This window comes from Streptomyces sp. NPDC059142 (assembly GCF_042755665.1).
Taxonomy (GTDB): domain Bacteria; phylum Actinomycetota; class Actinomycetes; order Streptomycetales; family Streptomycetaceae; genus Streptomyces.
Genome location: NZ_JBHZDA010000016.1, coordinates 32,395 through 54,601 on the forward strand (window position 1 = coordinate 32,395; position 22,207 = coordinate 54,601).

Annotated in this window: 17 protein-coding genes; 10 read left to right on the top strand and 7 right to left on the bottom strand. The window is 73.5% G+C overall.

Translation table 11 applies throughout. The features are described from left to right. Positions 1-7: 7 nt before the first annotated feature. From ACFXPK_RS08885 to ACFXPK_RS08905, 5 genes are all read left to right on the top strand, one after another. Positions 8-2,128: a biotin carboxylase N-terminal domain-containing protein gene (locus tag ACFXPK_RS08885; protein WP_385073198.1), complete on the top strand. Its 2,121-nt coding sequence runs from the start codon at positions 8-10 to the stop codon at positions 2,126-2,128. Further along, a complete protein-coding gene (locus ACFXPK_RS08890) occupies positions 2,125-3,297 on the top strand; it encodes an acyl-CoA dehydrogenase family protein (RefSeq protein WP_385002677.1) in 1,173 nt (390 codons plus the stop codon). Before ACFXPK_RS08885 ends, ACFXPK_RS08890 begins: the two co-directional genes overlap by 4 nt. Before the next feature lie 84 nt (positions 3,298-3,381). Further along, positions 3,382-5,061, top strand: a complete 1,680-nt coding sequence (locus ACFXPK_RS08895) for a 4-coumarate--CoA ligase family protein (RefSeq protein WP_385002675.1) — start codon at positions 3,382-3,384, stop codon at positions 5,059-5,061. After that, entirely contained in the window at positions 5,058-5,843 is a 786-nt protein-coding gene (locus ACFXPK_RS08900; RefSeq protein WP_385073201.1) for an enoyl-CoA hydratase family protein, read from the top strand. Before ACFXPK_RS08895 ends, ACFXPK_RS08900 begins: the two co-directional genes overlap by 4 nt. Positions 5,844-5,878: 35 nt before the next feature. Further along, positions 5,879-6,511, top strand: coding sequence for a TetR/AcrR family transcriptional regulator (locus tag ACFXPK_RS08905; protein ID WP_385073203.1), 633 nt, complete (start codon positions 5,879-5,881; stop codon positions 6,509-6,511). 62 nt (positions 6,512-6,573) lie between these two features. Here ACFXPK_RS08905 and ACFXPK_RS08910 read toward each other — a convergent pair whose 3' ends face one another. Beyond that, positions 6,574-7,692 (bottom strand): citrate synthase 2, encoded by a 1,119-nt coding sequence (locus ACFXPK_RS08910; protein WP_385002667.1) that lies wholly within the window; start codon positions 7,690-7,692, stop codon positions 6,574-6,576. Between the two features lie 287 nt (positions 7,693-7,979). Here ACFXPK_RS08910 and pdxH point away from each other — a divergent pair, with 287 nt between their 5' ends. Continuing rightward, positions 7,980-8,618: a pyridoxamine 5'-phosphate oxidase gene (gene pdxH, locus ACFXPK_RS08915; RefSeq protein WP_385002685.1), complete on the top strand. Its 639-nt coding sequence runs from the start codon at positions 7,980-7,982 to the stop codon at positions 8,616-8,618. A gap of 472 nt (positions 8,619-9,090) precedes the next feature. Further along, positions 9,091-10,608 carry a PAS domain-containing protein gene (locus ACFXPK_RS08920; RefSeq protein WP_385002664.1) on the top strand — a complete coding sequence of 506 codons (1,518 nt, stop codon included), beginning with the start codon at positions 9,091-9,093 and terminating at the stop codon, positions 10,606-10,608. 87 nt (positions 10,609-10,695) lie between these two features. On the opposite strand, the gene ACFXPK_RS08925 is transcribed toward ACFXPK_RS08920, so the two are convergent. The 3 genes from ACFXPK_RS08925 to ACFXPK_RS08935 form a co-directional block, all read right to left on the bottom strand. After that, positions 10,696-12,192: a SulP family inorganic anion transporter gene (locus ACFXPK_RS08925; RefSeq protein ID WP_385073206.1), complete on the bottom strand. Its 1,497-nt coding sequence runs from the start codon at positions 12,190-12,192 to the stop codon at positions 10,696-10,698. Between the two features lie 107 nt (positions 12,193-12,299). After that, positions 12,300-12,884, bottom strand: coding sequence for a carbonic anhydrase (locus ACFXPK_RS08930; RefSeq protein WP_385002659.1), 585 nt, complete (start codon positions 12,882-12,884; stop codon positions 12,300-12,302). Between the two features lie 690 nt (positions 12,885-13,574). Next, the gene (locus ACFXPK_RS08935; protein WP_385002656.1) at positions 13,575-14,339 is read right to left on the bottom strand and encodes an SIS domain-containing protein; all 765 of its coding nucleotides are present in this window, start codon (positions 14,337-14,339) and stop codon (positions 13,575-13,577) included. A 304-nt stretch (positions 14,340-14,643) separates the two neighbouring features. Here ACFXPK_RS08935 and ACFXPK_RS08940 point away from each other — a divergent pair, with 304 nt between their 5' ends. Together ACFXPK_RS08940 and ACFXPK_RS08945 are read left to right on the top strand one after the other, a co-directional pair. Then, on the top strand, positions 14,644-15,336 hold the full coding sequence (locus ACFXPK_RS08940) for a metal-dependent transcriptional regulator (RefSeq protein ID WP_385002653.1): 693 nt from the start codon (positions 14,644-14,646) through the stop codon (positions 15,334-15,336). Between the two features lie 509 nt (positions 15,337-15,845). Continuing rightward, positions 15,846-16,712 carry an alpha/beta fold hydrolase gene (locus tag ACFXPK_RS08945; RefSeq protein ID WP_385002682.1) on the top strand — a complete coding sequence of 289 codons (867 nt, stop codon included), beginning with the start codon at positions 15,846-15,848 and terminating at the stop codon, positions 16,710-16,712. A 73-nt stretch (positions 16,713-16,785) separates the two neighbouring features. Here the strand turns inward: ACFXPK_RS08945 and ACFXPK_RS08950 are convergent, their stop codons facing one another. The 3 genes from ACFXPK_RS08950 to ACFXPK_RS08960 form a co-directional block, all read right to left on the bottom strand. Then, complete coding sequence (locus tag ACFXPK_RS08950) at positions 16,786-18,414, bottom strand: transporter (RefSeq protein ID WP_385073210.1); 1,629 nt, start codon at positions 18,412-18,414, stop codon at positions 16,786-16,788. A gap of 110 nt (positions 18,415-18,524) precedes the next feature. Continuing rightward, complete coding sequence (locus ACFXPK_RS08955) at positions 18,525-19,331, bottom strand: ABC transporter ATP-binding protein (protein WP_385007224.1); 807 nt, start codon at positions 19,329-19,331, stop codon at positions 18,525-18,527. A 102-nt stretch (positions 19,332-19,433) separates the two neighbouring features. Further along, complete coding sequence (locus ACFXPK_RS08960) at positions 19,434-20,126, bottom strand: bifunctional DNA primase/polymerase (RefSeq protein ID WP_385073213.1); 693 nt, start codon at positions 20,124-20,126, stop codon at positions 19,434-19,436. A gap of 328 nt (positions 20,127-20,454) precedes the next feature. Here ACFXPK_RS08960 and ACFXPK_RS08965 point away from each other — a divergent pair, with 328 nt between their 5' ends. Further along, on the top strand, positions 20,455-21,837 hold the full coding sequence (locus ACFXPK_RS08965; RefSeq protein WP_385007228.1) for a transcriptional regulator: 1,383 nt from the start codon (positions 20,455-20,457) through the stop codon (positions 21,835-21,837). Positions 21,838-22,207 lie beyond the last annotated feature (370 nt).

A 22,207-nucleotide genomic window follows, 5' to 3' on the forward strand; every position in this document is an offset into this window, starting at 1 on the left:
GTCCCAGATGATCGAGTCCCTGCTCGTCGCCAACCGGGGCGAGATCGCCTGCCGTGTCCTGCGCACCTGCCGTGAGCTGGGGATCGCGACCGTCGCCGTGTACGCGGACCCCGACGCGGACGCGCTGCACGTACGGAACGCGGACACGGCCGTACGGCTGCCGGGGGCCGCGCCCGCCGACACCTATCTGCGTGGCGACTTGATCGTGGCGGCGGCGCGCGCGGCGGGCGCCGACGCCGTCCATCCCGGGTACGGATTCCTCTCCGAGAACGCCGAGTTCGCCCGAGCGGTCCTCGACGCGGGGCTGGTGTGGGTCGGGCCGCCGCCGGAGGCGGTCGCGGCGATGGCGTCGAAGACGCGGGCCAAGAAGCTGATGGCGGCGGCCGGGGTACCGCTGCTCGCGCCCGTCGACCCGGCCGCCGCCACCGGGGCGGAGCTGCCGCTGCTGCTGAAGGCGGCGGCGGGCGGCGGCGGGCGCGGGATGCGGATCGTCCGTGAACTCGACGCTCTGGAACAGCAGATGACGGAGGCGGTGGCGGAGGCGCGGGCCGCGTTCGGGGACGGCGAGGTCTTCGCCGAGCCGTATGTGACGGGCGCCCGCCATGTGGAGGTGCAGGTGCTCGCCGACGCGCACGGCACGGTGTGGGCGCTCGGCACCCGTGACTGCTCGCTCCAGCGCCGCCACCAGAAGGTGATCGAGGAGTGCCCGGCGCCCGCGCTGCCCGACTCGCTCCGTACGGAACTGGCCGGGGCGGCCGTCGCCGCCGCCCGCGCGGTCGGCTACCGGGGCGCCGGCACGGTCGAGTTCCTGGTCACGGACGACGGCCGCCCGTACTTCCTGGAGATGAACACCCGCCTCCAGGTCGAACACCCCGTCACGGAGGAGGTGTTCGGCCTGGACCTGGTCGCCCTCCAGCTCTCCGTCGCGGAGGGCGCCGCGCTCCCGGCGCGGCCCCCGGCCCCGCGCGGGCACGCGGTGGAGGCGCGGCTCTGCGCGGAGGACCCGGCGGACGGCTGGGCCCCGCGCACCGGCCGGCTCCACGCGCTGGAGGTGCCGGGGGCCGCGACCGGCCCCTCCGCGGGCGCGGACCCCACGGGCGGCGAGGGCGCCGCCGGAGACGGGGCCGTCGCCCCGCCCCGGCTGCGGCTCGACACCGGGTACACCGGGGGTGACACCATCGGCGTCCACTACGACCCGCTCCTCGCCAAGGTCATCGCCTGGGCGCCCACCCGCGAGGCCGCCCTGCGCCGCCTGCGCACCGCGCTGCGCCGGGCCAGGGTGCACGGCCCCGTCACCAACAGGGACCTGCTCGTACGGACGCTGGGCCACCCGGACGTCGTCGCCGGGCGGCTCGACACCGGCTTCTACGACCGCCATCTGGCCGCCCTGACCGCCCCGGACCCCGGCCCCGGCGCCCGGCACGCCGCCGTCGCCGCCGCGCTCGCGGACGCCGCGTCCCGCGCGCTGCGCGACGGGGTCCCGGCCCGGCTCGGCGGCTGGCGGAACGTACCGTCGGCGCCGCAGACCAAGACGTACGGAGCGTACGAGGTCCGCTACCGGGCGACCCGCGACGGATTCGTGGTCGAGCCGGCGAACGACGCGGACCGTGTGGGCAGCCCGGACCGTGTGGACGACGCGGACCGTGTGGACGACGCGGACCGTGTGGATGCCCCGGACGGGGGCGCCGGCGCCCCCGAGCCCTCCGGGGACCTCCGGGTCGTCGCCGTCTCGCCCGCCCGTGTCAGCCTCGACGTGGGTGGTGTCGTACGCCACTTCGACATCGCCGCCTATGGGGGCGAGGTCCATGTGGACTCCGCCACCAGCGCGTACCGGCTGCTCGCCCGGCCCCGGTTCGCCGGTCCCGGGCGCCCCGCCGAGGCCGGATCGCTGCTCGCGCCCATGCCCGGGACCGTCGTACGGGTCGCGGAAGGGCTGACCGAAGGCGCGTGGGTCGGCGCCGGGCAGCCGGTCGTCTGGCTGGAGGCCATGAAGATGGAGCACCGCGTCGTCGCGCCCGCCTCCGGCACGCTCACCGCACTCCACGCCGTCCCCGGCCGTCAGGTCGAGGTCGGCGCCCTGCTCGCCGTCGTCACCGCCACCGACGCACCGGAGGAAGATCCCTCATGAGCGGCACCGGTACGATCCCCCGTTTCCTGACCGAGAGCGAGGAGCACACCGCGCTCCGCGCCGCCGTCGCCGCCCTCGGCCGCCGCCATGGGCGCGACTACGACCGCGCGACCCTGTGGCGCGAGGCCGGCGGGCTCGGCTACCTCGGTGTGAATCTGCCCGAGGAGTACGGCGGCGGAGGCGGCGGCATCGCCGAACTCTCCCTGGTGTTGGAGGAGCTGGGCGCGGCGGGCTGTCCACTCCTGCTGATGATCGTGTCGCCCGCCATCTGCGGCACGGTGATCGCCCGCTTCGGCACACCGGACCAGAAGCGGCAGTGGCTCCCCGGTCTCGCCGACGGCTCCCGCACCATGGCCTTCGGCATCACCGAGCCCGACGCCGGGTCCAACTCCCACCGGATCACCACCACCGCCCGCCGGGACGAGCAGGGCGGCGGATGGATACTCGACGGCCGCAAGGTCTTCGTCTCCGGCGTCGACATCGCGGACGCCACCCTCATCGTCGGCCGGACCGAGAGCCGTACGGAACAGGGCGCGACCGGCCCCCTCAAGCCCTGCCTGTTCATCGTCCCGCGTGACGCCGAAGGGTTCGTCCGTACCCCCATCGACATGGAACTCCACGCCGTGGAGAAGCAGTTCGAGCTGGTCCTGGACGATGTACGGCTGCCCGCCGACGCGCTCGTCGGCGACGAGGACGCCGGGCTGCGCCAGCTCTTCGCCGGACTCAACCCCGAACGCGTGATGACCGCCGCGTACGCGCTCGGCATGGCCCGGTACGCCCTCGACCACGCCGTCGCGTACGCGAAGACCCGCCAGGTCTGGGCCGCGCCCATCGGCGCCCACCAGGCCGTCGCGCACCCCCTGGCCCAGTCCCACATCGAGATCGAACTCGCCGAGCTGATGCTGCGCAAGGCCGCCCACCTCTACGACGCGGGCGACGACACCGGCGCGGGCGAGGCCGCCAACATGGCCAAGTACGCCGCCGGGGAAGCCTGTGTGCGCGCCGTCGACCGGGCCGTGCACACCCTCGGCGGCAACGGTCTCACCCGCGAGTACGGTCTCGCCTCGCTCGTCACCGCCGCCCGCGTGGCCCGGATCGCGCCCGTGAGCCGCGAGATGATCCTGAATTACGTATCCCACCAGTCCCTGGGTCTCCCCAAGTCGTACTGAGACAGGCGATTCTGGGCGTCCTGGCGTGGTGGGCCGCACCCCGGTGCGGCGGCTCGCGCCGAACCCGTAGCGAAGGGGATCGCCATGGTGTTCAACGGAGTTGACGAGGTCCAGGAAGGCCACCGGGGCCGGGTGTTCCGCAGCGGGTACGCGGAGGTCCCGGCCCTCGAACTGCCCATCCACGAGGCGGTGCTCGGCCGCGCCGCCGAGTACGGCGACACCGTCGCGCTCATCGACGGGACGACCGGCGTTCCCACCACCTACGCCCAGCTCGACGCCGTGCACCGGAGGATCGCCGCCGCCTTCGCCGACGCGGGGGTGCGCAAGGGCGACGTCCTCGCCCTGTACAGCCCCAACACCGTCGCCTACCCGGCGGTGTTCCACGCCGCGACCCGCGCCGGGGCGTCCGTGACCACCGCCCACCCCCTCGCCACCCCGGAAGAACTCGCCTCCCAGCTCCGCGACTCCGCCGCCCGCTGGGTCGTCACCGTCTCCCCGCTGCTCGAAGTGGCGCGCAGAGCGGCCGAACTGGTCGGCGGGATCGAGGAGATCTTCGTCTGCGACCGGGCGCGCGGGCACCGCTCGGTCCTCGACCTGGCCCGGTCGGCCGCGCCCGTACCCGAGATCGCGATCGACCCCGGCGAGGACGTCGCCGCGCTCCCGTACTCCTCGGGCACCACCGGCGTCCCCAAAGGCGTGATGCTCACCCACCGTTCGATGGCCACCAACCTGGCGCAGCTCGAACCCGTCATGGCGATGGGGCCCGGCGACCGGATCCTCGCCGTACTGCCCTTCTTCCACATCTACGGTCTGACCGCTCTGATGAACGCGCCCCTGCGGCACGGCGCGACCGTCGTCGTCCTGCCCCGCTTCGACCTCGACCAGTTCCTCGCGGCCGTCGAGAGATACCGCGTCAACGGCCTGTACGTGGCCCCGCCCATCGTGCTCGCCCTCGCCAAGCACCCGGCCGTCGCACGGTACGACCTCTCCTCGCTCGACTACGTCCTGAGCGCGGCGGCCCCGCTCTCCCCGTCGCTCGCCGCCGCCTGCTCGGCCCGGCTCGGCCTGCCGCCCGTACGGCAGGCGTACGGCCTGACGGAGCTGTCGCCCGGCACCCATGTCGTCCCGCTCACCGCCGAGCACCCGCCGCCCGGCACCGTCGGCACCCTGCTGCCCGGCACGGAGATGCGCCTCCTCGACCTGGCCGCCGAGGAGGGGACGGAGCGCGACGCCGCCCCGGGCGCCGAGGGCGAGATCCTGCTCCGCGGCCCGCAGGTCATGAAGGGCTACCTCGGCCGCCCCGACGCGACGGCCGCGATGATCGACCCGGCGGGCTGGGTGCACACCGGCGACGTCGGACGCGTCGACGAACGGGGCTGGCTCTTCGTCGTCGACCGGGTGAAGGAACTCATCAAGTACAAGGGGTTCCAGGTCGCCCCCGCCGATCTGGAGGCGCTGCTGCTCACCCACGACTCCATCGCGGACGCCGCGGTGATCGGGGTGTACGAGGACGACGGCAACGAAGTGCCCAAAGCCTTCGTCGTACGCCGCTCGGGCGCCGAGGAGCTGACCGAGGCCGACGTCATGGGATTCGTCGCCGACCGGGTCGCCCCGTACAAGAAGGTCCGTCACGTCGAGTTCGTCGGGGGCGTGCCGCGCGCCGCGTCCGGCAAGATCCTCCGACGGGAACTGCGGGACCGGGAAGCGCGCGAGCGCGAAGTGCGGGAACGTACGGTGCGCGACCGCGAAAGGGAGAACACGTGACACCGAACATCCCGTCCGCCCGCCCCGGGGAGGCCCCACGGCCCCCGGGCACGCTGGTGACGACCGCCCACGACCGGGGCGTCACCACGCTGGCCCTCGACTCGCCCGCCAACCGCAACGCCCTGTCCGCGCCCCTGGTCGCGCAGCTCTCCGACGCGCTCACGGCCTGCGGCGCCGACCCGGCCGTACGGGCGGTGGTGCTCACGCACACCGGGACGACCTTCAGCTCGGGTGCCGACCTCAAGGCCCCGGCCAACCCGTACACCTTCGTCGGTCTGATGCGGCAGATCGTCGCCCTGCCCAAGCCCGTCGTCGCGCGCGTCGACGGCCATGTCCGGGCGGGCGGGCTCGGGCTGCTCGGCGCGTGCGACCTCGCGCTCGCGGGCCGTACGTCCGACTTCGCGTTCACGGAGGTACGGATCGGGGTCGCCCCGGCGGTGATCTCGCTGCCGCTGCTGCCCCGGATGGCGCCGCGCGCCGCCGCCCGCCACGTCCTCACGGGGGAGCGCTTCGACGCGGCGCGGGCGGTCGAGTCCGGGCTGATCACGGAGGCGGCCGACGACGTGGACGCCGCGCTCGCCCCCGTCCTGGACGCGCTGCGCGCCGCCTCGCCGCAGGGGCTCGCGGAGTCCAAGCGGCTGCTGACGGTCGAGGTCCTGGACGCCTTCGACCGGTACGCGGAGGACCTCGTCCAGCGCTCCGCCACCCTCTTCATGACGGCGGAGGCCCGCGAGGGCATCGCGGCGTTCCTCGAACGGCGGGACGCGGCATGGGTGCTCTAGGACCTTCCGGGCCCTCCGGGCCTTCTGTGCCTTCTGTGCCTCCGGAGCGTCCGGACCCGGCGGACGCGGGGCCGCTCGGGCCGAAGCAGGAGCGGGGCCGCGCCACCCGGCGGCGGCTGCTGGAGGCCGCCGTGGAGTGCCTCGCCGCGTACGGCTGGGCGGGCTCCACGGTCTCCGTCGTCGCCGAGCGGGCCGGCGTCTCGCGCGGCGCGGCGCAGCACCACTTCCCGACCCGGGAGGACCTGTTCACGGCCGCCGTGGAGCATGTCGCGGAGGAACGGTCCGCCGCGCTGCGCGCCCTGGTCCCGGCGGGCCCCGGACACCGGCGCGCGGCGGTGGAGGGCATCGTCGACCTCTGCACGGGGCCGCTCTTCCGGGCCGCGCTCCACCTGTGGGTCGCGGCCTCGGACGAGGAGCGGCTACGGCCCCGGGTCACCGAGCTGGAGGCCAGGATCGGCCGGGAGACGCACCGGATCGCCGTGGAGCTGCTGGGCGCGGACGAGTCCGTGCCGGGGGTACGGGAGACGGTGCAGGGGCTGCTGGACATGGCGCGCGGGCTGGGGCTCGCGACGCTGCTGACCGACGACCGGCGGCGCCGCGAGCGGGTGGTGGCCGAGTGGGCGCGGATCCTGGACACGACGCTGGACCGGCCGGGCCCACCGGGCTGAACGGCCCGGCGTTCCCGGCCGGAAACGGTCCCTCGTACGGTCCCGCGTACCGGCCCGGGTGCTCAGACGATCCCGGGGATGTCGTCGAACCCGTCGATCGCCCGGGGGCTGCGCGGCCCCGGCCCCACGTACCGCGCCGAAGGGCGTACCAGCCGCCCCGTCCGCTTCTGCTCCAGGATGTGCGCCGACCAGCCGGCGGTCCTGGCACAGGTGAACATCGACGTGAACATGTGCGCGGGGACCTCCGCGAAGTCCAGCACGATGGCCGCCCAGAACTCCACGTTCGTCGCCAGCACCCGGTCGGGCCTGCGCGCGTGCAGTTCCTCCAGCGCGGCCTTCTCCAGCGCCTCCGCGACCTCGAACCGCGGCGCCGCCAGCTCCCGCGCGGTACGCCGCAGCACGCGCGCCCGCGGGTCCTCGGCCCGGTACACCCGGTGGCCGAAACCCATCAGCCGCTCGCCCCGGTCGAGCGCCTGCTTGACGTACGCCGTCGCGTCGCCGGTGCGCTCGATCTCCTCGATCATGCCGAGGACCCGCGAGGGCGCGCCCCCGTGCAGCGGCCCGGACATCGCGCCGACGGCGCCGGAGAGCGCGGCGGCGACATCCGCCCCGGTGGAGGCGATGACGCGGGCGGTGAAGGTGGAGGCGTTCATGCCGTGCTCGGCGGCGGACGTCCAGTAGGCGTCGACGGCCTTGACGTGCCGGGGGTCCGGCTCGCCGCGCCAACGGATCATGAAGCGCTCCACGACCGAGTGCGCCTTGTCGATCTCGCGCTGCGGGACCATCGGACGCCCCTGGCCGCGCGCCGACTGGGCGACGTACGAGAGGGCCATCACGGCGGCGCGCGCCAGGTTGTCCCGGGCCGTGCGCTCGTCGATGTCGAGGAGCGGCTTCAGCCCCCAGACGGGCGCGAGCATCGCCAGCGCGGACTGGACGTCGACACGGATGTCACCCGAGTGGACGGGGATCGGGAAGGGCTCGGCGGGCGGCAGCCCGGGGTCGAACGCCCCGTCGACCAGCAGACCCCAGACGTTGCCGAAGGACACCTGCCCGACCAGGTCCTCGATGTCGACGCCCCGGTAGCGCAGGGCACCGCCCTCCTTGTCCGGTTCGGCGATCTCCGTCTCGAACGCGACGACGCCTTCGAGACCGGGGACGAAGGAGGTGTCGAAGTCGGGCATCGGGCGGCTCCTCGCGTGGTGTGCGGCGTGACGGGTGCGGTGGGGCGGGTCCACAGGGGTGTGGGCGGCCTGACCCCAGATTTTGGCGGGTTTCGACGGTACGGAAAGACACGGCGACGCGTGATAACCGGCACACTGCCAGATTTTGTCCCCCGAGGATTGGCGGTCCTCCGCGCGGGGCAAACTCGGCCCTGCGGCAGGATGATCCCGTGCCTCACGAGACCCCGGAATCCTCCGCCGCTTCCGCCGTTCCCGCAGATCCCGCCGCCTCCGCGGACCCCGCCACGATGCGTGAGCAGTACCGCTCCACCGCGCTGCGGGACAAGGACCTCGCCGCCACGCCCATGGACCAGTTCGCCCACTGGTTCGAGGAGGCCGCGGCCTGCGGCTTCCCCGAGCCGAACGCGATGGTGGTCTCCACGGCGACCCCCGAGGGCCGCCCGTCCTCCCGTACGGTGCTGCTGAAGGCGTACGACGACCGCGGCTTCGTCTTCTTCACCAACTACACCTCGCGCAAGGGCCGGGAGATCGCCGCCAACCGCCAGGTCGCGCTGCTCTTCCCCTGGCACGGGCTGGCCCGCCAGATCATCGTCACGGGCACGGCGGCGCGCACCGGCCGCGACGAGACGGCCGCGTACTTCCGCACCCGCCCGCACGGCTCCCAGCTCGGCGCCTGGGCGAGCGACCAGTCCACCCCGATCGGCTCCCGTGCGGACCTGATCCAGCGGTACGAGGCCCTCGCCGACCGCTACCCGGAGGGCGAGCAGGTCCCCGTGCCGCCGCACTGGGGCGGCTACCGGGTCACTCCGGAGACGGTCGAGTTCTGGCAGGGCCACGAGAACCGGCTCCACGACCGGCTGCGCTACGTCCGCGGCGAGGGCCCGGACGGACGGCCCGGCTGGCGGGTGGAACGACTCTGCCCGTAGCGCCGTAGCGCCGTAGCGCCGTAGCGCCGTAGCGCCGTAGCGCCGTAGCGCCGCGGGGCCGCGGCGGCGGGAGGGCGGCGGGAGGCTCCGCAACAGCAGAACCCCGCAGGCTCGGGTTCCTCCGAGGAGGAGCCGGCCGGACGTACCGGCGAGCCTGCGGGGCGGTGACTGCTGTGGATTGGGCCGGCGGGTTCACCGGCTCCGCACTGAGTGCGACGTCGGGCTGTCAGCCCGCAGCCACCTCACGAGTCCGGAAAGAAATCACTTCCGAATCACCTCCTTTCGGTGTGCTCCACACTCTAGGAAGCGGACCGCCACCGCTCAACCCAATTAAACGGACCGTTTCCGTGCCCGCCGGAGCGGATGATTTCGGGGAACGACGTGTGAGGTGGGCCACTATCGAGTTGAATGATCGTAGGTGCGGCAGCAGAGTCGGCAGCACAGGCGGAGACGTCCCGCAGGGGGTACCAGCATGAGTGCTTCTCGGAGTGAGACCACCAGTGCTCCCGGGCCGGACGAGCCGGAGTCGGATTCCGGGTCGGACACCGGCCACGGAGCCGCGGGCCGGGCCGCGCCCGGCCGGGACGGGCCGGGGTCCGATCTGCTCGCGGCGCTGCTCGACGGGATGGACGCGGCGCTCTGCGCCTTCGACGCGGACGGCGTGATCACGCACTGGAACCGCGAGGCGGAGCGGATACTCGGCTGGTCCGCGGCGGAGGCCGTCGGCCGGCACGGCTTCGCCGGCTGGGCCGTACGGACCGCCGACGCGGACGAGGTCCAGGACCGGCTGATGGCCGTGATGGACGGCCCCGACCGGCAGGTCGACGAGTTCGCGCTGCTGCGCAAGGACGGCGGCCGGGTCCTCATCCGTACGCAGTCGTCCGGGATGCGGAGCGCGGACGGCAAGCCCGCCGGGGTGTACAGCGCTTTCAGCGAGGTCCACGACCAGATCGACCTCGAACGGTCCATCGCGCTCAGCGAGGCGCTCTTCGAGGACGCGTCCTGGGGTGTCGTCCTCGTCGACGTCGATCTGCGGCCCACCGTCGTCAACGTCCACGCCGCGCGGCTGCTCGGCTCCGGGCGCGCCTCCGTGCTGGGACGGCCGCTGGGCGAGCTGATCACCCAGGGTGTCGAGGAGCTGGAGTCCGCGCTCCACCATGTGCTGTCGGAGGGCGCGCCGTCCGCCGTCACCGAGCTGTGGGTGACGGTCCGCACGCCGGACGGCGAGCGGCGGCGGTGCTGGCGGTGCGGCTTCCTGCGGCTGGCGTCGCCGCTGGCGGAGGAGCCGGTCCCGCTGGGTGTGGGCTGGATGTTCCAGGACGTGACGGCCCAGAAACTGGCGGTGCAGGAGGCGGACCGGCTGCGGTTCCGGGGCAACCAGCTCCACCGCGCGGGCCGGGCGGCCGCCGAGTGCGAGGACCCGATGGAGGCGGCGACGGTCTATCTGGACTTCGCGCTGGCGGGCTTCGCCGACCACGCCCTGATCGATCTGGTCGCGGAGGGCCGGGGCCCGGCGGGCCTCACCTCCGGACCGGCCGGCCCCGTACGGCTGGTCCGTGCGGTCGCGACACCGGGCGGTGGCACGTCCGGGCCGAGCGCGCCGACCGGGCCGGGGTCCATACCGGTGCGGTACGCGGCCGGGCACCCGGCGCTCCAGGCCATCGACCGGACGGGCTCGGTGCGGGCGAGCGCGCCGACCGGCGCGAACGGCGCCAAAGGCGGCGGCGACACCAAGGGCTCCCCGGCCCCGAAGCCGGTGCCCGCGCCCGTGTGGGCGGCGTCCCGGCAGTGGCCGGAGGACTCCGTCCACGCCCTGTGCACGGTGCTGCGCAGCCGCGGCAGGTCGCTGGGCGTGGTGACCTTCCTCAGGGGGGCGAGCCGCACCGAGTTCGAACGGCCCGACGCGGTGTACGCGGAGGACGTGACCGTACGGATAGCCACCTGCCTGGACCTCGCCGCCCTGACGGGCACGGAGGCGGACGGCGGCTGAAGGACACGTACGGCTCCGGCCGGGAGGGATGTCCGGCCGGGGGACGGGTACGGCGCCGGACCCGGGTGAGTCGTCCGGCGCCGTATCTCAGGACGTGCCCGCGCCGTTCTCCGCCGCCACCGGGGGCAGCATCCTGACGGGCTCGGTCTCCGCGTCGTTGTGCCGCAGCGCCCAGTTCTCCAGGGAGATACGGCACGCGTGGTCGACATGGCGCAGACCCGACAGGTCCAGCTCGATCGGCTGGTCCTTCGGCAGGGCTTCGAGCTGCTCCATGATCCGGGGCAGCCGCAGGAACGTCGCGTTCCCCGTCACGGAGACCACCAGCCGGCCGCCGGTCAGTTCCCGTACGTCGACGTTGAGGTGCGAGATCTCCCAGGCCGTCTTGACCACCGCGAGCAGCAGACCGAGCAGCACCCCCTCGAAGAGGTTGGTGACCAGCACGGCGGTCGCCGTCACGGCCAGGATCACGGCCTCGCCGCGATGCTCCCGCCACAGCGGGGCCAGCTCCTTCACGGGCATGAGCTTGCATCCCGCGTGGACCAGGACGCCCGCGAGCGCCGCCAGCGGGATCACCCCGATCGCCGCGGGCAGCAGCGCCGCGAAGAGCAGCAGCCACACGCCGTGCAGGACCCGGGAGAGCGAGGTGCGCGCCCCCGCCTGGACATTGGCGGCGCTGCGCACGATGACCGCGGTCATCGGCAGCGCGCCGAGCGCGCCGCAGATCGTGTTGCCGACGCCCTGGGCCATCAGCTCCTTGTTGTAGTCGGTGCGCGGTCCGTCGTGCATACGGTCGATCGCGGCGGCGCTGAACAGGCTCTCCGCCGAGGCGATCAGGGTGAAGGCGAGGACGGTGCCGAGTACGGCGACGCCCCCGAGCTGGCTGAAGTCACCGAGGCCGGGCGGGCTGATGGACTCCAGCAGGCCCTTCACCTCGACCTTGGCGATGGACAGGTCGAACAGCAGTGTCGCGCCGGTGGCGAGCGCCACGGCGGCCAGCGGTCCCGGCACCACGCGGACCTTCGCGGGGAGCCTGGGCCACAGGACGAGGACGGCGACCGTACCGGCGCCGACCAGGAACGCGGTGAGCGCCGTACCGTTCGTGAAGATCTCGCCGACCAGTCCGGGCAGGCCGGTGAGCTTGGGGATGCCGCCGGACGGCTGGGCGGTGTCGGCCATCGCGTACACCTGGCCCAGGACCAGCACCAGGCCGATGCCGGCCAGCATGCCCTGCACCACGGCGACGGAGATGGCCCGGAACCAGCGGCCGAGGCCGAACGCCCCGAGCGCGAGCTGGAGCAGCCCGGAGACGAGGACGATGGCGCCGAGCACGCCCAGACCGAAGTCCTGGACGGCCTGGTAGACGAGGACGGTGAGTCCGGCGGCGGGGCCGCTCACCTGGAGCGAGCTGCCGGGCAGGAGGCCCACGACGATGCCGCCGACGATGCCGGTGACCAGACCGAGTTCGGCGGGCACCCCGGAGGCGACGGCGACGCCCACACAGAGGGGCAGGGCGACGAGGAAGACGACGAGTGACGCGAGGATGTCGCGCCTGAGGACCTCACGGTCCTTCAAGAGGGTGAGCATGAGGGTGTCCTAGCTGTGAGACGGGGACGTACGACACGGCGTGGGCCATGGCCGACGGCCCCAGCCACGGCCGGTTGCCGTGGCTGAGGTCGCGGCCGAGGCCGTGCTCACAGCGGTCTGAAGTCCCCGTCCAGCTCGGGCCGGTGGCTGCTCACGGCACCGGTGTCCACCTCGTAGTACCAGGCGTGCAGCGAGAGCTGCCCGTCGGCGAGCCGTTCCCGTACGGCGGGGTAGCCGCGCAGGGTGTCGAGCTGCGCCGCGGCGTGCTGCTGCACGGCGTGGGCCAGCTCGCGGGCGGAGGGCTGCCCGGTGGCGCAGCTGTCCAGCCAGCAGCGCACGGCGGGGACGGCGGACAGGTCGTCCCCGCGCACCATGGCGCCCACGGCGCCGCAGTGCGAGTGCCCGCAGACGACGATGTCGCGGACGTTGAGCACGCGCAGCGCGTACTCGATGGTGGCGGTTTCCCCGCCGGGCCGCTGTTCGTCGTACGAGGGGACGATGTTGCCCGCCGTACGCAGTTCGAACAGCTCACCCGGGCGCGCGCCGGTGATGAGGGACGGAATGACTCGGGAGTCCGAGCAGGTGATGAAGAGGGCCTGTGGCGCCTGTCCCGCGGCGAGTTCTCGGAACTCCTCGGGACGTTCCGCCACATGGACGGAGAACGCGCGGGCGTTGTCGATGAGTGACTTCATGATGGCCTGCCTCCTGCACCCCCGGTCTTGCCGGGGCGCGGTGTGGTCGGGTCAGTGGGGGGTGAAACTAAGTAAGAGCGAGATAAGGGCCGACCGGGTCAGGCGGCGTTGATCCCGCGTCTGAGGGGGAGCGCGCGACTCGGTCGGAATCTCAACTCTCGCCCTTTCCTTCACACGGATACGTGGATACGCGGATGCCCGGTGCCGAACTCAATGATGCAGCACCGCAGGCTCCCCTACTTTGCCTGAACATTACCTCCAGATGAAAGCTCAAAATTCCGCCAAGTGTTCCTTTCGTGACGCAAAGTGGCGGTTCTGGATCGTGTGTGCGAGTGAAGTTCATGTGGACGGTTCCCGCAGACCCCGGTATTCGTCCGGGGCCCCGTGGGTATCCGATCAGGCGCGCGAATGGGCGTTGCATTGGTGACGCGGAGACCCCGGGGCGCGCCCCGGAGACTGTTTCCGGGGCGTGTCATGGCCGGAGGACGGCACGGAGCGGCGGCTTCCGCGGCCGGCGGGCCCGGCACCCGTACGGAGGCGCGCGAAGCCCGCGCGAGGAGCTCGCGCGGGCGGCGTCGTGGGAGTTTGGGCCGAGGGGGCGGTCCCGAGGGGGTGGGGCCGAGGGGGGAGCCGAGGGGGGTGGTCCCGAGTGGGCGGTCCCGAGGGGGCCGAACAGGTGTCGGCGGAGCGTCAGTGGCGGTAGAAGATCCGGTCCCGGTTCTCGGTCATCACGCGGCCGTTCCACTCGGTGCCGCCGTCGACGTTGCCCGACCGCAGCAGCGGCGGCTCGATGCCCCGCGCGGCCAGCTCCCCGGCGCCCGCGGCCATCATCGCCTGCATCAGGGCGCTGGTGACGACCGTGGAGGCGGGCGCGAACGGCGCCTCGACGCCGGGGGCCGACAGCTCCGCGTCGCCGACCGCGATCCCGCTGTCGAGGACGATGTCGCAGTGGTCCTTGAGGAAGGTCCCCGTACGGTGCCGTGAGCGGGTCTCCGTCGCGTACGCCACGGAGGTCACCCCGATCACCGTCAGCCCCAGGGCCCGCGCGTTCATGGCCATCTCGACGGGCAGCGCGTTCCGCCCGGAGAGCGAGACGATCACCAGCAGATCCCCCGCGGCGGCCGGGCTGGAGTCCAGCACGGCGCCCGCCAGGCCCTCGACCCGCTCCAGCGCGGAGCCCAGCGGGGCGGGCATGACGTCGACGCCGACGACCCCGGGGACGGTGAGCAGGTTCATGGTGGCGAAGCCGCCGGCCCGGTAGACGACGTCCTGCGCGGCGAGCGAGGAGTGCCCGGCGCCGAAGGCGAAGAGCCGGCCGCCGGCGGCGACGGTGTCGGCCACCGCGGTGCCCGCGACGGCGATCGGCCCCGCCTGTTCCTCACGCGCCCGCCGGAGCAGTCCGATCGCCGCGTCGAAGAACTGATCGGCAGGCTTGCTCTCGCTCGTCGCGCTCATCGAGGAGGCCCTTCCAGAAGTGAGGGTCCGGGGCGGGTTCCCGGGAGGGGAATGTCCGGGGGAATGTCTGTGCCGCGGATCACGTTGAGGTCTGGACCATTGCTCTGTCAATAGCGCTGTGCGCACCGCTGTCCGCCCGGGCGGGGCCCGGGTCCGCCCGGTCCCCCCGGCCGGTGCCCGAGCGGTCCACGCGCGGCCTTCGAGCGACTGTCGCAAGGACTGTGCTCTCCTGCGAGGCACGCTTGTCGGTGGCATGCGTCAGAATTGAGTCAGGGCCAGCGCACGATTTATTCGAGGGGCACGAATGTCCGGACTGATCGACACGACGGAGATGTATCTCCGCACCATCCTTGAGCTGGAAGAGGAAGGTGTGGTCCCGATGCGCGCCCGGATCGCGGAGCGGCTCGATCAGAGCGGCCCGACGGTCAGCCAGACCGTGGCGCGCATGGAGCGCGACGGTCTGGTGCAGGTCGCGGGCGACCGGCATCTGGAGCTGACGGAGGAGGGCCGCAGGCTGGCGACGCGCGTCATGCGCAAGCACCGGCTCGCGGAATGCCTCCTGGTCGATGTGATCGGCCTGGAGTGGGAGCAGGTGCACGCGGAGGCGTGCCGCTGGGAGCACGTGATGAGCGAGGCGGTGGAGCGCCGGGTGCTCGAACTGCTGCGCCACCCGACGGAGTCGCCGTACGGGAACCCGATCCCGGGGCTGGAGGAGCTGGGGGAGAAGGCCGAGGCCGACCCCTTCCTCGACGCGGGGATGGTGAGCCTGGCGGAGCTGGATCCCGGCGCCGAGGGCAAGACCGTCGTCGTACGCCGGATCGGCGAGCCGATCCAGACGGACGCCCAGCTCATGTACACCCTGCGGCGCGCGGGCGTGCAGCCCGGCTCTGTGGTGAGTGTGACGGAGTCGCCGGGTGGGGTACTGGTAGGGAGCAGTGGCGAGGCGGCGGAGCTGGAGTCCGAGGTGGCGTCGCACGTCTTCGTCGCCAAGCGCTGAGACCGGCGGACCCGGTCGCGGCGGGTGGAGCGCGGACCGGGGAACGGCCGGTGAGGGCGCCGCAGGGCGCCCGGGTGTGACGCCGGCGGACGGGGGGAACGTCCGCGGCGGTGGGGGAGGGAGCGGCTGATGCGTGGCGTGATCTGCTCGTACGACGGCGTGGGCCGGTGGCCGCGCGCGCTCGCGGCCGGAGTGCGCCCACCGGGCCCCGGCGCCTCACGGCACCGGAGCCCGGCCGCCCCCACGCCGACCCGGAGCCCCGAGCTCCCAGGGTCGTCCCCGGCGGGCCCTCATCCCCGAGCGGCCCGCCTCCCGGAGAAGATCTCCCCTGAGGGTCGTCCGGCAATCCTGGTGTGTGGTCACTCGAAAGAGCGGTGTTGCACACCAGGACCGCGTGTTCGAATAAAGGTTCGATAGCCTGGCGGGGTGAGGGCCGGGACCGGTCGGTCCGGGATCCGAACCCCGTGTTCGTGAGCGAGTCGGTGGGACCGAAGGGGGTGCCGGGACGCATGGTGCGGCGTATCGATGTGACCGGAGCGGACGGCGTACGTCTCGCTGCCTGGGAGTTCGCCGATCCGCCCGGAGCGGGGGCACCCGGCCCGGCGGACGGCTCCGGGGTCTTACTGCTGCACGGCCTGATGGGCCGCGCCTCGCACTGGGACGCCACGGCGCGCTGGCTCGCGGCCCGGCACCGGGTCGTCGCGTTCGACCAGCGGGGCCACGGCCACAGCGAGAAGCCGCCGGAGGGCCCCTTCACCCGTGAGGCGTACGTGAGCGACGCCGAGACCCTGATCGAGCGGCTGGGCCTCGCGCCCGTCACGCTCATAGGCCACTCGATGGGCGCGCTCACGGCCTGGCAACTGGCCGCCCGGCGCCCCGATCTCGTCCGGGCCCTGGTCATATGCGACATGCGCGCCGCGGCCCTGGGCGCGGCCTCGCAGCGGGAGTGGGGCGACTGGTTCCGGTCCTGGCCGGTGCCGTTCGCGTCCCTCGCGGACGTACGGAAGTGGTTCGGCGAGGAGGACCCCTGGCTGGAGCGCCCCACCCCGGCCCGCGGCGAGTTCTTCGCGGAGGTCATGACCGAGCGCCCGGACGGCTGGCGCCCCGTCTTCTCCCGCCGCCAGATGATGACGGCCCGCGACACCTGGGTCCACGACGCGCACTGGGACGAACTGGCCCAGGTCCAGTGCCCCACGCTGGTGGTCAGAGGGCTCGACGGCGAACTGGGCAGGGCCGAGGCCCAGGAAATGGTCCGCGTACTGCCCCGGGGCCGGTACGCGGAGGTCCTGGACGCGGGCCATCTCGTCCACTACGACCGCCCGGAGGCCTGGCGGGCGGCGATCGAACCGTTCCTGGAGGGCGTTCTGACGGGGTGAGGGGCGGCTCCCGGCGGTTGCCCCCGGGGCTTCCCGGCCGGCGGGCCCGTACCGCCCCGCCGGGACGCCTCCCTCAGCCCTTGCTGACCGCCGCCAGGATCTCCGGGAGGCGCCTCGCCGTCCGGGGGGCCGCCAGACGCAGGCCGCCGAGGGCGATCAGCGCGCCGTAGACCGCGCCCACCGGGAGCAGGAGCCAGGTGCGGTCGCCGAGGTCCGTGATGTGCAGCCAGACCGTCAGGGCGAGCACCGGTGCGCAGAGCAGGGCCGCGCCGAGCATGCCGCCGAAGATGGAGATCCAGGCGAGCCCCGCCTGGCCGGGGGCGACGTTCTTGTAGCCGCTGTCCTGGGGGATGGAGTACGGGAAGCGCGCCGAGGCCACGGCGCCCGTCGCCAGCATCGCGCCCAGCAGCGCGAAGGAGAGCCCGAGCGCCTCCGGCAGGGCGTCCCAGTCGCCCAGTACGGCCGCCGTGGCGACGGTGACCAGCGCCGCGTACGGCAGCGTGACCACCAGCAGGGCCAGCGCCCGCGCCCGCAGCTCCAGATAGGCGTCCCGCGTCGAGGAGATCGTCAGCGCGACCATCCAGAACGCCGAGGTGTCCTGGCCGAACTGGTTGTACATCTGGATGCCGAGCATGCCGGCCGCGAAGCACGCGAAGTAGATCGTGCCCGTGCCCTGGACCGCGTTGAACAGCGGCACGATCAGCCCGATCGCCAGCGAGGTCGCCCACGCCGCCTTCGTTTTCGGGTCCCGCCACACGTAGCGCAGACTGCGCTTCATCACCGGCGCCGTACGCCCCTCGGGGAACACCGAGGCCAGCAGTCGGCCAGGGCCCCGGCCGGCCGCCGCGCCGGTGCGCGCCCGGTCCGGCTGCCCGGCGTCCAGCGTCGAACCGTCCGGCGCCGTCATCAGCTTCACCAGCGAGCGCTGCCACGCGTACAGCAGCGCCGCCAGCGCGCCCGCCGTCAGCAGCAGTTGCGCCGCGGCGCGTCCGTACGCGCCCTCGCTCACCGAGCCGACCGCGCCGAGCGCCGCGGCGGGCGGCAGCCACCGTACGACCCCCGTCACCGGGTCGAGCGCCCCGAGGCCGCCCGCGTCGCCCAGCCGCTGCGCGGCGAAGTTGACGAACTGGACGCCGACGGCGATCACCAGCCCGCTCAGCACCGCCAGATCGCGGCCCTTGCGCGAGGTCAGCAGCCGGATGTTGGCCGCCGCGACCGCCCGCGCCAGCGCCACGCAGACCAGCAGCGCCAGCGGCACGGCGAGGACCGCGACGGCCACCGCGCCCGCGCCGTGCGCCGTCGCGACCGCCGAACCGGCCAGCAGACAGAGCGTGAACAGCGGCCCGAGCCCCACCAGCGACGTCACCAGCAGCGCCCGCACCAGCGGACGGGGCCGCAACGGCAGCATCACCAGCCGCGTCGGGTCGAGCGTCTCGTCACCGCTCGGGAAGAACAGCGGCATCACCGCCCAGCCCAGCGCCAGTACGGCGGTCAGCAGCACCACCACCGTGCCCACATGGGCGGTGGAGCGCAGCAGCACCAGACCGAGGACCTGCGCCGCCGTGAACAGCAGCACGAGGACCACGGTCGCGACGTACGCGGCGGTCCGGCCCGACGACTGGCGCAGCCCGTTGCGCAGCAGGGACAGCTTGAGCCGGACGAAGACGGGGGTGAGCGAGGGCGCGGCGGGACCGGACGGCACGGCGGGCGCCGTGCCTCCGGCGGACCCGGCGGACGCCGCGTTTCCGAAGGCCCCGGAGGCCCCTGAGGCCCCTGCGGCACCCGTGGTCCCCGGCTCCGTGGGTACGGCGCTCATCGCGCACCGCCCAGCCAGTCGAGATGGTCCCCGCCGCCGCCCTGCGGCTGCGCGCCGACCAGTCCGAGGAAGGCGTTCTGGAGCGACGTCGCGTCGCCCCGTACCTCCGCGAGCGTGCCCTGTGCGCGGATCCGGCCCGCCGCCATCACCGCGACCCAGTCGCACAGCGACTCGACCAGCTCCATGACATGGCTGGAGAAGACGACGGTGGCGCCCGAGGCGGTGTAGCGCTCCAGCACGCCCCGGATCGTCTGCGCGGAGACCGGGTCGACGCCCTCGAACGGCTCGTCCAGGAAGAGCACCTCGGGGTTGTGCAGCAGCGCCGCCGCCAGCCCGATCTTCTTCCGCATCCCGGTCGAGTAGTCGACGACGAGCTTGTGCTGCGCGCCCGCCAGGTCCAGCACGTCGAGGAGCTGCGTCGCCCGCTTGTCCACCTCGGGTCCCGGCAGTCCGCGCAACCTCCCGGTGTAGCCGAGGAGTTCGCGTCCCGAGAGCCGTTCGAAGAGCCGCAGCCCCTCCGGCAGGACGCCGATCCGCGCCTTGACCTCCGCCGGGTCCCGCCAGACGTCGTGCCCGGCGACCACGACCCGGCCCTGGTCGGGACGGAGCAGGCCGGTGATCATGGAGAGGGTGGTGGTCTTGCCCGCTCCGTTCGGTCCGACCAGCCCGATGAACTGGCCCGCGGGCAGCTCCAGATCGACCCCGGCGACCGCGATCTGCTCGCCGAAGCGCTTCCAGAGCCCTTCGACCCGCACGGCGGCCCCCGTGACCGCCCCCGCCTCTCGTGTTGTCCGGTCCGGCATGACGCACGACCTCCCCGTGTCCTGTTGGTTCCCCTACATCCCTTTCCGGGAGTACGGGAACCACCCTACGTACGGGTGCGCGCCTGCCCCGCCGTGCGCGGACTACCCGTGCCCGGCCCGCCCGTCCCGCGCCCGTACGGCCGCCGCCTCCTGTCCGCACGCGTACGCGAGCGGACTGATCAGCTCCGCCACGTCCGGCAGCCAGCGGTTGGCCGGGGTCGGCCCGCACGCCCACTGCACCGCGCCCCGGCCGCCCACCCGGGTCGGCGGCGCCGCCACGTAGTGCCCCTCGCCGCGCGCGACCAGGTCGACCGCCTCCGGGGTCCACCCCAGCTTCCGTACCAGGGCGTCCGCCTTCGCCGCCCCGCCCGTCAGCACGAAGAAGACCATCCGCCGGTCCGGGGTGCAGGTCACCGGGCCCAGCGTCAGCGACATCCGCTCCATTCTGGCCAGCGCGAGGAAGCCCGCCGACTCCGGTACGTCCAGCGCGTCGAAGGCGCGCCCCGTCGGCAGCAGCACCGACGCGCCCGGCTGCTTCGACCACAGCCGGCGCACCGCGGCCGGGCTGCCCGTCGCCAGGGCCGCCCAGTCGGGGCCCGTGGCGTGCGCCCCCGGTGAGGCGCACTCCGTCCGCTCGCAGGAGCACCGCTCCCCGCCGGGCACCGGCACCAGCCGGGTGCCGGGGAACACCTCCCAGTGCCGCTCCTCCGCGTACCGCACCGCGCTGTCGAGCAGCAGGTCGCCCCGCTGTCCGGGGATCCGGGCGGCGTCCGTGACGCCGATGGTCTCTTCCACGCAGAACACAACTCCCGCCACCCGCACGGGTTACGGGCGCGGGACGGCGCGCCGCACCCCTTGATCACGCAAATGGGGCGCATCGATGCATGTATGGGGGCGCGCGGGAAGGGGTGGAGCGGTACGCGGGTAACCACCCCCGGGGGTCGGACACCATATGGGCAGCGCGGGGCCGCGCACGACCGATGGTCGGCGGTGGCCCGGTCGTGGTCGTGGAAGTTTCCGGAAAGACCTAGATTATTTGCGTTATTGCCGAACATGCGCATTCTCCGCACATTTGCCGGGCAGTGTTCACAGAGTTGATCACTGCGGCCACAGGGGGTATCCATTGGCAGCCAGGCCACTCGTCGCGCGCCAGCCGAACGAACGGCTCCAGGCGCTCATCCAGGAAGCCGGGTGCTCCAACGCCGGGCTCGCGCGGCGCGTCAACATGGTGGGAGCGGAGCGCGGTCTCGACCTGCGCTACGACAAGACATCGGTGGCCCGCTGGTTACGCGGCCAGCAGCCGCGCGGCCGGGCCCCGGGCATCATCGCCGAGGCACTCGGCCGCAAGCTGGGCCGTTCGGTCACGATCGACGAGATCGGTATGGCCAACGGGAAGAACCTCGCCTCGGGGGTCGGCCTCCAGTTCTCGCCGACCGTCATGGGGGCGATCGAGCAGGTCTGCGAGTTGTGGCGCAGCGACGTCGGTCGCCGTGACTTCCTCTCCGGTTCGGCCGTGGCCTCCTCGGCGCTCGTCGAGCCCAGCCGGGACTGGCTGATCACGGGCGCGGACTCCGCCGTCGCGCGCAACACCGGTGCCCGGGTGGGCGATTCGGACGTCGAGGCGGTACGGGCGATGACCCGCGCCCTGATCGCGCTGGACCACCGCTTCGGCAGCGGCCATGTCAGGCCGGTCGTCGTGCACTACCTGAACAGCGTGGTGGCGGGGCTGCTGGCCGGTTCGTACCGGGAGGCGGTCGGCCGCCGGCTCTTCTCCGCGGTGTCCCGGCTGACCGAACTGGCCGGGTACATGGCGGTCGACACCGGGCAGCCGGGGCTCGCCCAGCGCTACTACATCCAGGCGCTGCGCCTCGCGCAGGCGGCGGGGGACCGGGGGTACGGCGGGTACGTCCTGGCCGCGTCCATGAGCCATCTCGCCGCCCAGCTCGGAAACCCGCGCGAGATCGCCCAGTTGGCGCGCGCGGCGCAGGAGGGGACACGCGGTCAGGTGCCGCCGCGCGCCCAGGCCATGTTCCACGCGGCGGAGGCGCGCGGCCACGCGCTGATGGGTGACACCCGTACCTGCGAGGCGGCGGCGGGCCGGGCCGTCACGGCGCTGGAGCACGTGGACGACGGCGCGGGGGCGGACCCGGACTGGATCGAGCACTTCGACCACGCCTATCTCTCCGACGAACTGGCGCACTGCTACCGGGATCTGGGCCGTCCCGAGGCCGCCGCGCGCCACGCCTCGGCGGCGCTGGAGGGCCACCCGGAGTCCCGGGCGCGGCGCCGGGCGATCGGTCTCGTCCTGCTGGCGACGGCGCAGGTCCAGCAGCGCGAGGTGGAGCAGGCGTGCCAGACCGGCACGCGCGCCGTCGAGTTGCTGGGGACGCTGCGCTCCAGCCGGGGGGCGGAGTATCTGGAGGACCTTCAGCAGCGGCTGGAGCCGTACGGGGACGAGCCCGCGGTGCGGGAGTTCGGGGCGCGGCTGGAGATCCAGGCCGCGTGAGCGCCGTCTGAGGGGCGGTCCGAGGGCCGTCCCGGGGCCGGAGCGACGGCCGGCCGGTCACGCGAGCGGCCGGGCGGACCGGGGTCCCCGGGCGGTGGCCCGGTTCCCCCGCGCCCCGGCGGGGCCGGGCGCGGGGTTTTCGTGGGGGCGTCGTGAGGGCGCGGTGTGGACACCGTGCCCTCGGTCAAATCCGGTGAGAAACGTGTGACTTCACACCTGCCACCTGCGTCTTCGCAGGCCGGGGCGTTACCGGTCCGACACCCTTCCCATGCGTGTGTTCGAAGGCGGGATTCACCCGGTAGCGTGAACCGACGATTCGGTAGGTCCAGCCGTTCCACACGTAGGAGTCCCGGTGACGCACAGCGGACAA

What these genes read in the sequence shown, in the direction of transcription:
- ACFXPK_RS08885 (WP_385073198.1), top strand. Translation starts at nt 8, where the DNA reads ATGATCGAGTCCCTGCTCGTCGCCAACCGGGGCGAGATCGCCTGCCGT.
- ACFXPK_RS08890 (WP_385002677.1), top strand. Translation starts at nt 2,125, where the DNA reads ATGAGCGGCACCGGTACGATCCCCCGTTTCCTGACCGAGAGCGAGGAG.
- ACFXPK_RS08895 (WP_385002675.1), top strand. Translation starts at nt 3,382, where the DNA reads ATGGTGTTCAACGGAGTTGACGAGGTCCAGGAAGGCCACCGGGGCCGG.
- ACFXPK_RS08910 (WP_385002667.1), bottom strand. Translation starts at nt 7,692, where the DNA reads ATGCCCGACTTCGACACCTCCTTCGTCCCCGGTCTCGAAGGCGTCGTC.
- pdxH (WP_385002685.1), top strand. Translation starts at nt 7,980, where the DNA reads ATGCGTGAGCAGTACCGCTCCACCGCGCTGCGGGACAAGGACCTCGCC.
- ACFXPK_RS08920 (WP_385002664.1), top strand. Translation starts at nt 9,091, where the DNA reads ATGAGTGCTTCTCGGAGTGAGACCACCAGTGCTCCCGGGCCGGACGAG.
- ACFXPK_RS08925 (WP_385073206.1), bottom strand. Translation starts at nt 12,192, where the DNA reads ATGCTCACCCTCTTGAAGGACCGTGAGGTCCTCAGGCGCGACATCCTC.
- ACFXPK_RS08930 (WP_385002659.1), bottom strand. Translation starts at nt 12,884, where the DNA reads ATGAAGTCACTCATCGACAACGCCCGCGCGTTCTCCGTCCATGTGGCG.
- ACFXPK_RS08935 (WP_385002656.1), bottom strand. Translation starts at nt 14,339, where the DNA reads ATGAGCGCGACGAGCGAGAGCAAGCCTGCCGATCAGTTCTTCGACGCG.
- ACFXPK_RS08940 (WP_385002653.1), top strand. Translation starts at nt 14,644, where the DNA reads ATGTCCGGACTGATCGACACGACGGAGATGTATCTCCGCACCATCCTT.
- ACFXPK_RS08945 (WP_385002682.1), top strand. Translation starts at nt 15,846, where the DNA reads ATGGTGCGGCGTATCGATGTGACCGGAGCGGACGGCGTACGTCTCGCT.
- ACFXPK_RS08955 (WP_385007224.1), bottom strand. Translation starts at nt 19,331, where the DNA reads ATGCCGGACCGGACAACACGAGAGGCGGGGGCGGTCACGGGGGCCGCC.